The organism is Pseudomonas sp. SH10-3B, assembly GCF_019891415.1.
GTDB lineage: Bacteria > Pseudomonadota > Gammaproteobacteria > Pseudomonadales > Pseudomonadaceae > Aquipseudomonas.
In genome coordinates, this window is sequence record NZ_JAFLXD010000029.1 from 1 (window position 1) to 13,556 (window position 13,556).

A 13,556-nucleotide genomic window follows, 5' to 3' on the forward strand; every position below is an offset into this window, starting at 1 on the left:
TTATCGCCTGCTGCTCAAGGCGCCGGATGGCTTGAGCCTGACCTGGCACCTGCGCACGGAATTGGATGCGGGGCCGTTGGCGTTGCTCAAGTTGAGGGGCTTCAAGTTGCCGCAACAGATATTCCTCAGCGAGAATGACACTTGAGCTTACGGGGGCATGGTGCGGCCGGGCTTAGCCAGCCCCCGGCACATTCGGCCAAAGATCCGCTACCAGAAACAACCGCTCGGCTTCCTCCCAATCCTCGCCGTTCTGCACCATGCGCACGAGCAACTGTGCGGGCGCCATCGGATCAAGGTCTGCCAGCCAGGCCTGCATCTGTTCTTCACTCCACACTTCATCCGCCGGGTAGTGCGCCGGCGCCAGCCACGCGTGGCGGGGCAAAGGTTGCCAGCGACCTGGCGCGCTGGCGCTGACAAAATCCCGCCAATCCCGTTGATGCAACCAGCGCCCGCGCAAATGCTGCGGATGCGCGCCGTGGGGCGATTCGGCCAGTCCAGGCCAGGGATAGAGCAAGTACCCGCCGAGCCACAGGTGCGCGTCAAACTGCTGGATATCCAGCGCCGCCAGCACCTCACGGCTCTCCGCGCGCGCCGAAATCGGCAATTGATGCTGGGCCAGGTGCGCCAGCTTGCGGTCCAGCCGATCGTGGCAGCCTGGGCCCAGCCACTGCGCGGTGTCTTGGCCGTTGCCGTCCTGCGGGCCCAGGTAGAGTTTGATCGCCAATTCCAGGTGGTGCACGCCATCGCGGTCGCGCAGCAGCATGTCCAGCTCGCCCAGGGTGTGCCCGGCGCGGCGGATCGGCAGGTTGGCGGCGAGCAACTCCACCCCCGGCGCGTGCTGCACGGCGAACTGCCACAGGCGCTCGTAGTACAAGCCCAGGCGCCGCGTGCGCGACAGGCTCAACCAATGCTGCAAGGCGCGGCTGTCCTGGTCGAGTGCGCGTAGCCAGTGTTCCAGGCGCTCGGGCGCCTGTACCCAATCACTGCCGGCCAGCGGGTGGCGCTGTGGCCAGGGCGTCTGCGCGAGCATCGGCGGGGCAAGCATCACCCACGCCAGGTCGCGCACCTCAGGGTGGCGCAGCTGGCGGGGCAGGTTGTGCAAATCCGGGAACACAGTCATGGTCCGAGCATAGCCTTTTAACCGTTGCGCAGGTGGCTGAGAACCGTTGTCATCAAGGCTTCACGGCGACAAAGGATTTTGCCTGAGGCGGCCTTTCGCCCATAATCGTTTCTTTTTTGCCACACCCCCAATCCCGCAGGAGCCCCATGGAGCACTTTCGCAATATCGGCATTATCGGTCGCCTGGGCAGTACCCAGGTGTTGGACACCGTCCGCCGGCTGAAAAAATTCCTGCTGGAACGCCACCTGCATGTGATCCTCGAAGACACCATCGCCGAAATCCTCCCCGGCCACGGCCTGCAAACCTCCTCGCGCAAGATGCTCGGCGAAGTCTGCGACATGGTCATCGTGGTCGGCGGCGACGGTAGCCTGCTCGGCGCGGCCCGGGCCCTGGCAAGGCATAACGTGCCGGTGCTGGGGATCAACCGTGGCAGCCTGGGTTTTCTCACCGATATCCGCCCCGATGAGCTGGAAGTCGAAGTGGCCAAGGTGCTCGACGGCCATTACCTGGTGGAAAACCGCTTCCTGCTGCAGGCCGAAGTGCGCCGCCACGGCGAAGCCATCGGCCAGGGCGATGCGCTCAATGACGTGGTGCTGCACCCAGGCAAGTCCACGCGGATGATCGAATTCGAGCTGTATATCGACGGCCAGTTCGTGTGCAGCCAGAAGGCCGACGGCCTGATCGTCGCGACGCCGACCGGCTCCACCGCCTATGCGCTGTCGGCCGGTGGCCCGATCATGCATCCCAAGCTCGATGCCATTGTGATCGTGCCGATGTACCCCCATATGTTGTCCAGCCGGCCGATTGTGGTCGATGGCAACAGTGAGCTGAAAATCGTGGTGTCCAAAGACATGCAGATCTACCCGCAAGTCTCCTGCGACGGGCAGAACCATTTCACCTGCGCCCCCGGTGACACCATCACCGTGAGCAAAAAGGCCCAGAAGTTGCGGTTGATCCACCCGCTGGATCACAACTACTACGAAGTGTGCCGTACCAAGTTGGGCTGGGGCAGCCGCTTGGGGGGTGGAGGCGACTGATGCTCGATCCCGCGCGTAGCTACGACCTGATTGGTGACGTGCACGGTTGCGCTCATACCCTTGAGCACTTGCTCGACCAGTTGGGCTACCACAAGCAGGCCGGCACCTGGCGCCATCCCTCGCGCATGGCGGTGTTCCTCGGCGATATCATCGACCGTGGCCCGCGCATTCGCGAGGCGCTGCATATCGTCCACGACATGGCCGAGGCCGGCCAGGCGCTGTGCATCATGGGCAACCACGAGTTCAACGCACTGGGCTGGGCCACGCCGGCACCACCGGGCAGTGGCAAGCAGTTCGTGCGTGAGCACACTCCACGGCATGAGCGGCTGATCCACGAAACCCTGACCCAGTTCGAGCAGCACCCGGCTGACTGGCACGACTTCCTCGGCTGGTTCTACGACATGCCGCTGTTTGTCGACGCCGGGCGTTTCCGCGTGGTGCATGCGTGCTGGGACGATGGGTTTATCCAGCCGCTGCGCGCGACGTTCCCGGATGGTTGTATCGACCAGCACTTCCTGCAGGCCGCCGCCGTGCCCGGCAGTTTTGCCTGTAACGCCTTCGATCGCCTGTTGCGCGGCACCGATATGCGCTTGCCGGACGGCTTGACGCTGACCGGTGGCGATGGCCTGACGCGTTCGTTCTTTCGCACCAAGTTCTGGGAAGACGATCCGAAAACCTACGGCGACATCGTGTTCCAGCCTGACGCCTTGCCGGAGCCGGTGGCGCGCACGCCATTGTCGCCCCATGAAAAAAATTCCCTGCTGCGCTACGGCGCCGATGAACCGTTGCTGTTCGTCGGCCATTACTGGCGCAGTGGCAAACCGGCGCCGATCCGCCCGAACCTGGCGTGCCTGGACTACAGCGCGGTGCTCTACGGCAAGCTGGTGGCGTACCGCCTGGACCAGGAAACCCAATTGGATCCGCGTAAATTCGTATGGGTCGACGTTGAGCGGCCCGAGGTGATTGTATGAGTACCGTGCCCGTATTGCGCTTGCCTTTGAGCGTCGACCTGGGCGGTTTCGTGAAACTGCTGCAACGCATGCAAGTGCCCCATCGCGTCAGCGAAGAAGCCGGCGAGCAGGTGCTGTGGGTGCCCGAGACCATCAGCGATGACGTGCGCGTGCTGTACCAGCGCTTTCCCGCCGGTGACCCGGACCAGCAACTGGATATTCCCGAACAGGCGCCGGTCACACGTCCGGGCTTTGTCCAACAAGTGCGCCATAGCCCGGTAACGGCGCTGGTGCTGCTGGCAAGCATCATTGTCGGCGCCGTGACCTTGCTCGGTGAAAACCTGCAAGCCATGAGCTGGCTGACCTTCCTGCCGTTTCGCGTGATGGGCGAGTACATCCAGTTCACGCCGTTCGCCGAGATGTTGGCCTCGGGCCAGTGGTGGCGGCTGTTCACGCCGATGCTGATCCACTTCGGCATCCTGCACCTGGCAATGAATGGCATGTGGTACTGGGAGCTGGGCCGGCGTATTGAAATGCGCCAGGGCAGTATCAACCTGCTGGGCCTGACCCTGTTGTTCAGCCTGGTCTCCAACTACGCGCAATATGCGTACGGTGGCCCCGGCCTGTTCGGTGGCTTGTCCGGCGTGCTGTATGGCCTGCTCGGGCATTGCTGGATCTTTCAACTGCTCTCGCCCAACCCGGCCTATCGCTTGCCCCGTGGGGTGCTGGTGATGATGCTGGTGTGGCTGGTGTTGTGCCTGTCGGGGCTGGTGTCGATGATCGGTTTCGGCGAAATCGCCAACGCTGCCCACGTCGGTGGCCTGGCCATCGGTTGCCTCACAGGTTTGCTGGGCGGGCTCTACAACCGCCGCAAGTCTTCTATTTGATAAGGAAGAGCCAATGTCCTCTTTTGCTGAAATGATCGAAAACATCACCCCGGACATCTACGAGAGCCTCAAGCTCGCCGTGGAAATCGGCAAGTGGTCCGATGGCCGCAAGCTCAGTGCCGAACAGCGTGAACTGTCCCTGCAAGCCATGATCGCCTGGGAGATCCAGAACCTGCCGGAAGACCAGCGCACCGGTTACATGGGCCCGCAGGAGTGTCAGTCGAAGTCGACCACCGTGCCGAATATCCTGTTCAAGTCGGATGCGATCCATTGATTGAAATTGGTCGCGGTGCAGTCAGCAAAATGTCGGCGCAACTCGGTGAGCCGACCGTTCAATACGCGTTTCGCCTAGGTGATACCGAGGTGCCGGTCAACCCGTTGATCGGCACCCATGTGCGCCTCGAATACCTCGGGGCCATCCATTGCAGCCATTGCGGCCGCAAGACCAAGACCAGCTTCAGCCAGGGTTATTGCTACCCGTGCATGACCAAGCTGGCCCAGTGTGACTTGTGCATCATGAGCCCCGAGCGTTGCCATTACGACGCGGGCACCTGCCGTGATCCAGGCTGGGGCGAGAAATTCTGCATGACCGACCACGTGGTGTACCTGGCCAATTCGTCGGGGATCAAGGTCGGTATTACCCGTGCCACCCAATTGCCCACGCGTTGGCTGGACCAGGGCGCCAGCCAGGCGCTGCCGATCATGCGCGTGGCTACGCGCCAGCAGTCCGGGTTTGTCGAGGATGTGTTGCGCAGCCAGGTCGCGGACAAGACCAATTGGCGTGCGTTGCTCAAGGGCGACGCGGCGGCGGTGGACCTCAAGCAAGTGCGCGACGAGTTGTTCGCCTCCTGCGCCGATGGCCTGCTGCAATTGCAGGAACGCTTCGGCCTGCAAGCCATCCAACCGGTAACCGACCTCGAACCGTTGGAAATCCGCTACCCGGTGGAGCAGTATCCGGCCAAGATCGTCAGCTTCAACCTGGACAAGAACCCGATTGCCGAAGGCACGCTGCTGGGGATCAAGGGCCAATACCTGATCTTCGACACCGGCGTTATCAATATTCGTAAGTACACGGCCTACCAGCTCGCCGTGCATCAGTAAAAAGGATGCCACCCATGCGCACCGAACAACCGAAGATGATTTACCTGAAGGACTATCAGGCGCCGGACTACCTGATCGAAGAGACGCACCTGACCTTCGAGTTGTTCGAGGACCACAGCCTGGTCCACGCGCAGCTGGTGATGCGCCGTAACCCCGAGCGTGGCGCCGGCCTGCCACCGCTGGTACTCGACGGCCAGCAGCTGGAGTTGCTGAGCGTCAACCTCGGCGACCAGGAACTGGGCGAGGCTGACTACCAGTTGACGGACAGCCACCTGACCCTGCATCCGAGCAGCGAGACCTTCACGGTCGATACCAGCGTGCGCATCCACCCGGAAACCAACACCGCCCTGGAAGGCCTGTACAAATCCGGCAGCATGTTCTGCACCCAGTGCGAGGCCGAAGGCTTCCGCAAGATCACCTATTACCTCGACCGCCCGGACGTGATGAGCACCTTCACCACCACCGTGATCGCCGAGCAACACCGCTATCCGGTGCTGCTGTCCAACGGCAACCCGATTGCCAGCGGTCCGGGTGAAGACGGTCGCCACTGGGCAACCTGGGAAGACCCGTTCAAGAAACCCGCCTACCTGTTTGCGTTGGTGGCCGGTGACTTGTGGTGTGTCGAAGACAGCTTCACCACCATGACCCAGCGTGAAGTGGCGCTGCGCATCTACGTCGAGCCGGAAAATATCGACAAGTGCCAGCACGCCATGACCAGCCTGAAAAAATCCATGCGCTGGGACGAAGAAACCTACGGCCGCGAGTACGACCTCGACATCTTCATGATCGTCGCGGTCAACGATTTCAACATGGGCGCGATGGAGAACAAGGGCCTCAATATCTTCAACTCCAGCGCCGTGCTGGCCCGTGCCGAAACCGCCACCGACGCCGCGCACCAGCGGGTCGAGGCGATCGTCGCCCACGAATACTTCCACAATTGGTCGGGCAACCGTGTGACCTGCCGCGACTGGTTCCAGCTGTCGCTCAAAGAAGGCTTCACCGTGTTCCGGGATTCGGGTTTCTCCGCCGACATGAACTCCGCCACGGTCAAGCGCATCCAGGACGTGGCTTACCTGCGTACCCACCAGTTTGCCGAAGACGCCGGCCCCATGGCCCATGCAGTGCGCCCGGACAGTTTTATCGAGATCTCCAACTTCTACACCTTGACCGTGTACGAAAAGGGCTCGGAAGTGGTCGGCATGATCCATACCTTGCTCGGCGCCGAAGGCTTCCGTAAAGGCAGCGACCTGTACTTCGAACGCCATGACGGCCAGGCCGTGACCTGCGACGACTTTATCAAGGCCATGGAAGACGCCAATGGCGCCGACCTCAGCCAGTTCAAGCGCTGGTACAGCCAGGCCGGTACGCCACGCCTGGCGGTGAGCGAGTCCTACGACGCTGCGGCCAAGACCTACAGCCTGACCTTCCGCCAGAGCTGCCCGGAAACCCCGGACAAAGTAGAAAAGCTGCCGTTCGTGATCCCAGTCGAGCTGGGCCTGCTGGACGGGCAGGGCGCTGGCATTGCCTTGCGCCTTGCCGGCGAAGCCACGGCGGGCGGCACGTCCCGCGTGATCTCGGTGACCGAAGCCGAGCAAACCTTCACTTTCGTCGACATCGCCGAACAACCATTGCCGTCGCTGCTGCGCGGCTTCTCGGCGCCGGTGAAACTGAGCTTCCCGTACAACCGCGATCAGCTGATGTTCCTGATGCAGCATGACAGCGACGGCTTCAACCGCTGGGATGCCGGCCAGCAGCTGTCGGTGCAGGTGCTGCAGGAACTGATCGGTCAGCATCAGCAGGGCAAGGCGTTGCAGATGGATCAGCGCCTGATCACGGCATTGCGCAGTGTGTTGAGCGACGAAAGCCTGGACCAGGCCATGGTCGCCGAAATGCTGTCGTTGCCGGGCGAAGCCTACCTGACGGAAATCAGTGACGTGGCGGATGTGGATGCCATCCACGCCGCGCGTGAGTTTGCGCGCAAGCAACTGGCTGACAACCTGCATGAACCGCTGTGGTTGCGTTACCAGGCCAATCGCGAGCTGTCCAAGCAGACGCCTTATGTCGCCGCCGCCGAGCACTTCGCCCGTCGTGCCTTGCAGAACATCGCGCTGTCGTACCTGATGCTCAGCGGCAAGCCCGAAGTGCTGGCGGCGACGCTTGAGCAGTTCGATACCAGCGACAACATGACCGAGCGCCTTACCGCGCTGGCGGTGCTGGTCAATTCGCCGTTCGACGCGGAGAAGGCCCAGGCGCTGGCGGTGTTTGCCGAGAACTTCAAGGACAACCCCTTGGTCATGGACCAGTGGTTCAGCGTGCAGGCCGGCAGCACACTGCCGGGCGGGCTGGCACGGGTCAAGGCGTTGATGGAGCACCCGGCGTTCACTCTCAAGAACCCAAACAAGGTGCGTGCACTGATCGGCGCGTTTGCCGGGCAGAACCTGATCAACTTCCATGCGGCGGATGGTTCGGGTTATCGCTTCCTGGCGGACCTGGTGATTCAGTTGAATGCTTTCAACCCGCAGATCGCTTCGCGCCAGTTGGCGCCACTGACCCGCTGGCGTAAATACGACAGCGCGCGCCAGGCGTTGATGAAGGCCGAGCTGGAGCGCATTCGTGGGTCTGGCGAGTTGTCCAGCGATGTGTTCGAGGTGGTGAGCAAGAGTCTTGCTTAAATAAACCGCTTCGGTAAAAAAAACGGCCTGTTCAGGCCGTTTTTTTTGCCTCGCAGCTTCGTTCAAGGAGCGCTTTTTTGATGCTGACGTTTCCTGGCAGAAGGCTCTGCTAAGCTGCGGCACTTTTCCTTATTCGGTGGGATCAACGTGTCGCGTACCACTCGTTTACTGACGTTGTTGCAGGCCCTGCGGGGCAAGAAACGCCCGGTGACCGCCGCGGTGCTGGCGGCGCAGTTGGAGGTGTCCGAGCGTACGCTGTACCGCGACATCGCCGAGTTGACGGCCCTCGGGGCGCCGATTTTTGGCGAGGCCGGGGTTGGGTACGTGTTGCGCAGCGGCCTGTTTCTGCCGCCCTTGATGCTCAACGCCGAAGAAACCGAAGCGATCGTGCTGGGTTTGCGTTATGTGGACCAGCGCGGCGATGACGTGCTCAGTCGTGCCGCTGCCAACGCCTTGGCGAAAATTGCCGATGTGCTCGACCCGGCGGCCCAGGAAGCCTTGCGCAACCCGACGTTGCTGCCCGGCCCGCCAGGGTTTGGCTACCCGGAAAACCGCGTACCGCTGGATGTATTTCGCGAAGCCATTCGTCATCAGGGCAAGTTGCACATCGACTACGCGGACGCCAGCCAGACCCAGAGTCGACGCCTGATCTGGCCCCTGGCCCTGGGGTTTCTCAATGAGGTGCGGGTGATCGTGGCCTGGTGTGAGCTACGCGGCGCGTATCGCACCTTTCGCACCGACCGCGTGGCGAGTGCCGAGGCCCTTGGCGAACGTTATCCGGGGCGGCGCAGCGACTGGCTGCGGGCCTGGCGCAAGCTGATGGAACAGCATGAAAGCGGGCCGTTCACTCCTGACAAAAACTGACACAACCCTGGCTTAGCATGGCGCCACAACCACCTGAAAAGGAGCTTTGCCATGTCCCAGCCTGAATTGGCCCCAGCCATTGCGGCCTATATCGCGGCGACCAATGCCCGTGACACCTCGATGATCGCCCAGTGTTTTGCTGACGATGCCAATGTGTTCGATGAAGGCCAGCACCAGGTGGGCAGCGCCGCCATTGCCCGCTGGATGGAAGACACCGGACGCCGTTACCAGCCGCGTGTCGAAGTGCTCAAGGTGCAGCACCGAACCGGCAAGGTGCTGGTCAGCAATGTGGTTTCGGGCAACTTTCCCGGCAGCCCGTTGGAGTTGCGCTACACCTTCCGCCTTGATGAACAGGGCAAGATTTCACGGCTGGATATTTCTCTGTAGGTCATAATCGCGGGCATGACTTTCGACTCGCCCCTCGCTGCCTATCAACACGCCATCGCCCAGCAGGGCTTCGTCGCCGACGACGCCCAGCGCCGGGCGGTGGACGCCTTGCAAGCGTGTCATCAGGCCTTGCATCAAGGCCGTTCTCCCGTTACCGGGGTTTACCTGTGGGGGCCGGTGGGCCGGGGCAAGACCTGGCTGATGGACCAGTTCTACCAAAGCCTGCGCGTGCCCGCGCGGCGTCAGCATTTTCATCACTTCATGGGCTGGGTGCATCAGCGCCTGTTCCAGCTCACTGGCACCCATGACCCGTTGCAGGCCCTGGCGCGGGAACTGAGCCGGGAGGTGCGGGTGCTGTGTTTCGACGAGCTATTCGTCAGCGACATCGGTGACGCGATCATCCTGGGGCGGCTGTTCCAAGTGATGTTCGAGGAAGGCGTGGTGATGGTCTGTACCTCCAACCAGCGGCCCGATCAGTTGTATGCCGATGGTTTCAACCGTGAACGCTTTTTACCGGCAATTGCTTCGATCAAGCAGCATATGCAGGTGGTGGCGGTGGATGGGGGCGAGGACCATCGCCTGCATCCGGGTGTCGGCATGCAGCGGTATTGGGTGAATCAGCCCGAAGCACTGGCCACCGTGTTTGCGCAGTTGGCCGAAGGGGAGCGGGTGAGCAGCGGGGCGGTGATGGTCGGCCATCGTTCCATCATGGCGGTGCAGTCCAGCGCCAGTGTGTTCTGGTGTCGCTATGCCGACCTGTGCGAGCAGCCGTTGGCGGCGATGGATTTCATGCTGCTGTGTGATCGCTTCAAGGTCATCCTGTTGGGCCAGGTTCCCGACTTGAGTGCGCAACAGCGCCCTGGCCGGATTGCCCGTGGCACCGAGGATGGCGCTGAGCGTGTACTGGCGGGTGATCGCGAACTGCCACAGTTGTCAGTGCACGACGACAGCGTGCGCCGGTTTATCGCCCTGGTGGATGAGTGCTACGACCGCAAGGTGCCGTTGTTCATCGAGGCCCGGGTGCCATTGGAACGTCTCTACACCCAGGGTTACCTGGAGTTTGCGTTTCGACGGACCCTGAGCCGCCTGCAAGAGATGCAGTTGCAGCGTTTTGGCTGAAGCCTGTAGGAAAAAAAACCGAAATGGGCTTATGAGGTTTTTTCACGCGCATAAGATTCGTACTTCGGTCGGGTATTTGTCGTTAATCTCCTTCATCTGCTGCCGACACCACGTTTACAATCGTGCCCCTCAGAGGGAGTCGACTCCCTTGTTGTCGCGATTGAGGAAGGCAATGGAAACCCCAGATATCCTGGTGCTGCAAGCCAGCTACACCAACCCCGTACACGCCGAAGCCATTGGCCGCGTGCTTAACCATTACGCTGAAGACCCGATGGGCGGCGGCCATAGCCTGTCCGCCGATCTGCTGGAGCAACTGCCGGCAGAGCTGGCCAAGCGCCCGCATGCCTTCAGTGTGCTGGCGTTTGTCGGTGGCGAGCCGGCGGGTCTGGTGAATTGCTTTGAGGGGTTCTCCACCTTTGCCTGCCGACCCTTGGTGAACATTCACGACGTGGCGGTGATGAATGCGTTTCGCGGCTTGGGCCTGAGTCAGAAAATGCTGCTGAAGGTCGAGGAGATTGCCCGTCAGCGTGGTTGCTGCAAGATCACCCTGGAGGTGCTTGAGGGCAATGCCGTCGCCCAGTCGGCGTATCGCAAGTTTGGTTTTGATGATGCTAAGTTTGATCCGGCCCATGGGCGCATGTTGTTCTGGAGCAAACCACTTTAATAAATAAATGGCGAAAAAAAGGGCGCCATTAGATGGCGCCCAATAAACCTTTGCCAAAGGAGCGGAATGGCCCAGGGTGTTGCGGATTAACTAAAGATTAAATTAACTCTTGGGTTGTTCCTGTTTGTCAGTGTTGGTTTTCGAGGTGTTGCCGTCGGTGGACGCTGTTTGTTCAGTCGTGCCGTGAGTCGTCTGCTGCATGAAGGTGAAGTTGTTGTAGAACTCCTTCGAACGCTCTGAACCGCCTTCTGCAAAGGCGGCGGCGGAGCTCAGGGTCATCAGGCTGGCAAGCATCAAAGTCGAAAGTTTCATCGGCGCAGTCTCATTAAGTGTGATCGGTTATCCGCTCTGTCCTTGATCAGATTCATGGCGCGATTCTGGGGCGACCTTATTAAGTGGGAATTAACGCGGGAAACGTCCGAAGTTAACGATCTCGTTAACTTCGGGTGGCCGGCTTTAAAGCTTCCAGTCCAAGGCCAGCGTGATGGAACGCGGGTCTCCCCAATACACACCGTTATAAAAGCCGACGCGCTCGTAATATTTTTTATCAAATAGATTGTTAACGTTCAGCGACGCCGAAAGATGTTCGTCGAATTGATAGCGGGACATCAGGTTGACCACGGTGTAGGCCTGTTGGGTGATCTTCGCCCGCGTGGTGATCAGACTGCCGTTGGTATTTCGCTGGCCCGTCGGCCGATTGCTGAAATCATAGAAATCGCTCTGCCAGTTCACCGCACCGCCGAGGGTGAGGTTGCGCCACGCGCCTGGTAGCCGGTAGGCGCTGGAGACTTTCAGCAGGTTCAGTGGCTGCCCGGTGTTGTTGCGTTTGTCCGAGCCGTTGACCGAATGGGTGTAGGTATAGCCCGCCGTCAGGTTCCAATCGGGCATGACTTCCCCGGCAGCCTCCAGTTCGAAGCCGTTGACCTTGTTACCTTTGCCGCCGGACTTGTAGTACTCCTCGCCGGTGATCGGGTTTGGCGCTACCGAGTCGTCCCGCTCGGCGACGTTGTCCTGGGTGCTCCAGAAATACGCCGCCGCCAGGTTCAAGCGTTCGCCCAGCACGCTCCCTTTAAGGCCGACCTCATAGTTGCTGCCCACCACGGGCTCAAGGTATTTCTTGCTGGCATCCTTGAGGCTTTGCGGCTTGAAGATGTCGGTGTAGCTCGCGTAGACGGTGTACTCCGGCGTCAGGTCGTAAAGCAGGCCGGCATAGGGCGTCCACATATCATTGTGGGTCTGGCTGGTTTTGCCGGCATCGGTCAGTTGGTCGTTGGCATTGTATTTCGGCACCGCGCTTTTCAGTTCCCAACTGCCATAGCGGCTGCCCAGCACCGCATGCAAGCGCTCGGTGAGGCTCAGGCGTGTGGCGAGGTAGCCGGCCTTTTGTTGCTTGCTGCTGTGTTCGCCCTTGAGGTCGGTGACGGTGTCGCCGAACTTGGCGATCCCGCCCATGTATTTCCAATCTTCGATGGTGTAGTAGCCGGATGGTATGTTGCTGCGCATCAACGGCGAGACGTCCCGTTGCGTGGCCTCGCCATAGCCCATCATCAGCGCATGTTCGCGGCCCAGCAGCGCATAGCTGCCGGCCAGATTGAGGTCGATCGCCTCCATTCTCGATGTGCCGCGCATATGGCTCGCCCAGGCATTCATGCCACTGCGGTCATCGTTGGGGAAGCCGGCGCCGCCGTAGTAGACCTTGCCATCCGTGTCGCTCTGGCGATGGGTGTAGGCGGCTTTTACATGCCAATCGCCGCCCAATCGATGGTCGAGGGTCGCGAAGGTGGTTTTGTCCGTCAGGGGCCAGGAACTCCAGTGCGCCGCCATATTGGTGGAGCGCGACAGCCCGGCCTTGCCGCCCTGACTGTTCCAGTACGGCACGGTGCCCCATGAGGTGCCCTGGACCTGCTTGTTCTGGTAATCGAAACCTACGGCCAGCACGGTATCGTCCGATAGGTCGCCTTCGAGAATGCCGTAGCCGACTGCGCGCTGCAGCCCATAGTTGTCGCGAAAGGATTGGCTGTCACGGTAGGCCAGCACCGTGCGCCCGCGCAGCTTGCCGTCGAACGCCAGCGGGCCGCCCACATCCACGTAGCTGTAGTAGTTGTCATGGCTGCCGGCGCTTACACCGGTTTTCGCCTGCCATTGGGCGGTGGGGCGCTTGCGGACCATATTGATCGTGGCCGAAGGATCGCCGGCGCCAGTGGTCAGGCCCGTGGCCCCGCGCACCACTTCGATGTGGTCGTAGATGATGGTGTCGGCATCGGACTTCATGTAGCCAAAGGTATTGAGCATCCCGTCAATCTGGTAATTGGTGATGCCATAGCCACGGGAGGAATAGGACACGCGGTCGGAATCGTTATGCTGGACGTTGATCCCCGTGGTCTGGCGCAGCACGTCGGTCAATGTATTGAGATTGAAGTCATCCATCTGCTGGCGAGTGATCACCGAGATCGATTGCGGGGTTTCCTTGACCGACAGGTTCAGGCGGGTGGCGGTGCTCATCGAGCCTGTGGTGTAGGCACCGGTGTGTTCGGTGGTGGCACCCAGGCCTTCGGCGGAGATGTTGGTCGCGCCGAGTTCGAGCGGAGTGTGTTCGGGGTCGGTTTCAGCCAGCAGGTCCGGGCTTAATGCGGCGCTGCACAGGCCGAGCGTGAGGGTCATGGAGCGGGTAAAAGGCGCGAGCATCGCGGAAGACTCCTTGTCGTCTTTGCGGCCACCCCGGAAAGGGAAGGCCTTGGCTCAAAGACGAAAGGAG

The 13,556-nt window shown here is 61.1% G+C and carries 13 protein-coding genes; 10 read left to right on the forward strand and 3 right to left on the reverse strand.

Going from position 1 to position 13,556, the window contains the following annotated elements; translation table 11 throughout:
• Positions 1-172: 172 nt before the first annotated feature.
• Positions 173-1,120, reverse strand: coding sequence for a DUF1853 family protein (locus J1G35_RS20175; RefSeq protein ID WP_223015836.1), 948 nt, complete (start codon positions 1,118-1,120; stop codon positions 173-175).
• 146 nt (positions 1,121-1,266) lie between these two features.
• Between J1G35_RS20175 and J1G35_RS20180 the strand changes: the two genes are divergently transcribed.
• From J1G35_RS20180 to J1G35_RS20225, 10 genes are all read left to right on the forward strand, one after another.
• A complete protein-coding gene (locus J1G35_RS20180) occupies positions 1,267-2,157 on the forward strand; it encodes an NAD(+) kinase (RefSeq protein WP_003190745.1) in 891 nt (296 codons plus the stop codon).
• Positions 2,157-3,128 carry a metallophosphoesterase gene (locus J1G35_RS20185; RefSeq protein ID WP_053135010.1) on the forward strand — a complete coding sequence of 324 codons (972 nt, stop codon included), beginning with the start codon at positions 2,157-2,159 and terminating at the stop codon, positions 3,126-3,128. The genes J1G35_RS20180 and J1G35_RS20185 overlap by 1 nt, the downstream gene beginning before the upstream one ends.
• Positions 3,125-3,994 carry a rhomboid family intramembrane serine protease gene (locus tag J1G35_RS20190; protein WP_223015837.1) on the forward strand — a complete coding sequence of 290 codons (870 nt, stop codon included), beginning with the start codon at positions 3,125-3,127 and terminating at the stop codon, positions 3,992-3,994. Before J1G35_RS20185 ends, J1G35_RS20190 begins: the two co-directional genes overlap by 4 nt.
• Before the next feature lie 13 nt (positions 3,995-4,007).
• Positions 4,008-4,268, forward strand: coding sequence for a DUF1315 family protein (locus J1G35_RS20195; RefSeq protein ID WP_017738604.1), 261 nt, complete (start codon positions 4,008-4,010; stop codon positions 4,266-4,268).
• On the forward strand, positions 4,265-5,095 hold the full coding sequence (locus J1G35_RS20200) for a DUF2797 domain-containing protein (RefSeq protein ID WP_053135016.1): 831 nt from the start codon (positions 4,265-4,267) through the stop codon (positions 5,093-5,095). The genes J1G35_RS20195 and J1G35_RS20200 overlap by 4 nt, the downstream gene beginning before the upstream one ends.
• A gap of 14 nt (positions 5,096-5,109) precedes the next feature.
• Positions 5,110-7,767: an aminopeptidase N gene (pepN, locus tag J1G35_RS20205; protein WP_053135021.1), complete on the forward strand. Its 2,658-nt coding sequence runs from the start codon at positions 5,110-5,112 to the stop codon at positions 7,765-7,767.
• A 147-nt stretch (positions 7,768-7,914) separates the two neighbouring features.
• Entirely contained in the window at positions 7,915-8,631 is a 717-nt protein-coding gene (locus J1G35_RS20210; protein WP_223015838.1) for a YafY family protein, read from the forward strand.
• A gap of 51 nt (positions 8,632-8,682) precedes the next feature.
• A complete protein-coding gene (locus J1G35_RS20215) occupies positions 8,683-9,018 on the forward strand; it encodes a nuclear transport factor 2 family protein (RefSeq protein WP_053135027.1) in 336 nt (111 codons plus the stop codon).
• 15 nt (positions 9,019-9,033) lie between these two features.
• Positions 9,034-10,137: a cell division protein ZapE gene (gene zapE, locus J1G35_RS20220; RefSeq protein ID WP_223015839.1), complete on the forward strand. Its 1,104-nt coding sequence runs from the start codon at positions 9,034-9,036 to the stop codon at positions 10,135-10,137.
• Positions 10,138-10,309: 172 nt separating this feature from the next.
• Complete coding sequence (locus J1G35_RS20225) at positions 10,310-10,801, forward strand: GNAT family N-acetyltransferase (RefSeq protein ID WP_053135032.1); 492 nt, start codon at positions 10,310-10,312, stop codon at positions 10,799-10,801.
• A 102-nt stretch (positions 10,802-10,903) separates the two neighbouring features.
• Here the strand turns inward: J1G35_RS20225 and J1G35_RS20230 are convergent, their stop codons facing one another.
• Positions 10,904-11,113 carry a hypothetical protein gene (locus J1G35_RS20230; protein WP_053135035.1) on the reverse strand — a complete coding sequence of 70 codons (210 nt, stop codon included), beginning with the start codon at positions 11,111-11,113 and terminating at the stop codon, positions 10,904-10,906.
• Between the two features lie 144 nt (positions 11,114-11,257).
• A complete protein-coding gene (locus J1G35_RS20235) occupies positions 11,258-13,486 on the reverse strand; it encodes a TonB-dependent siderophore receptor (protein ID WP_223015840.1) in 2,229 nt (742 codons plus the stop codon).
• Positions 13,487-13,556 lie beyond the last annotated feature (70 nt).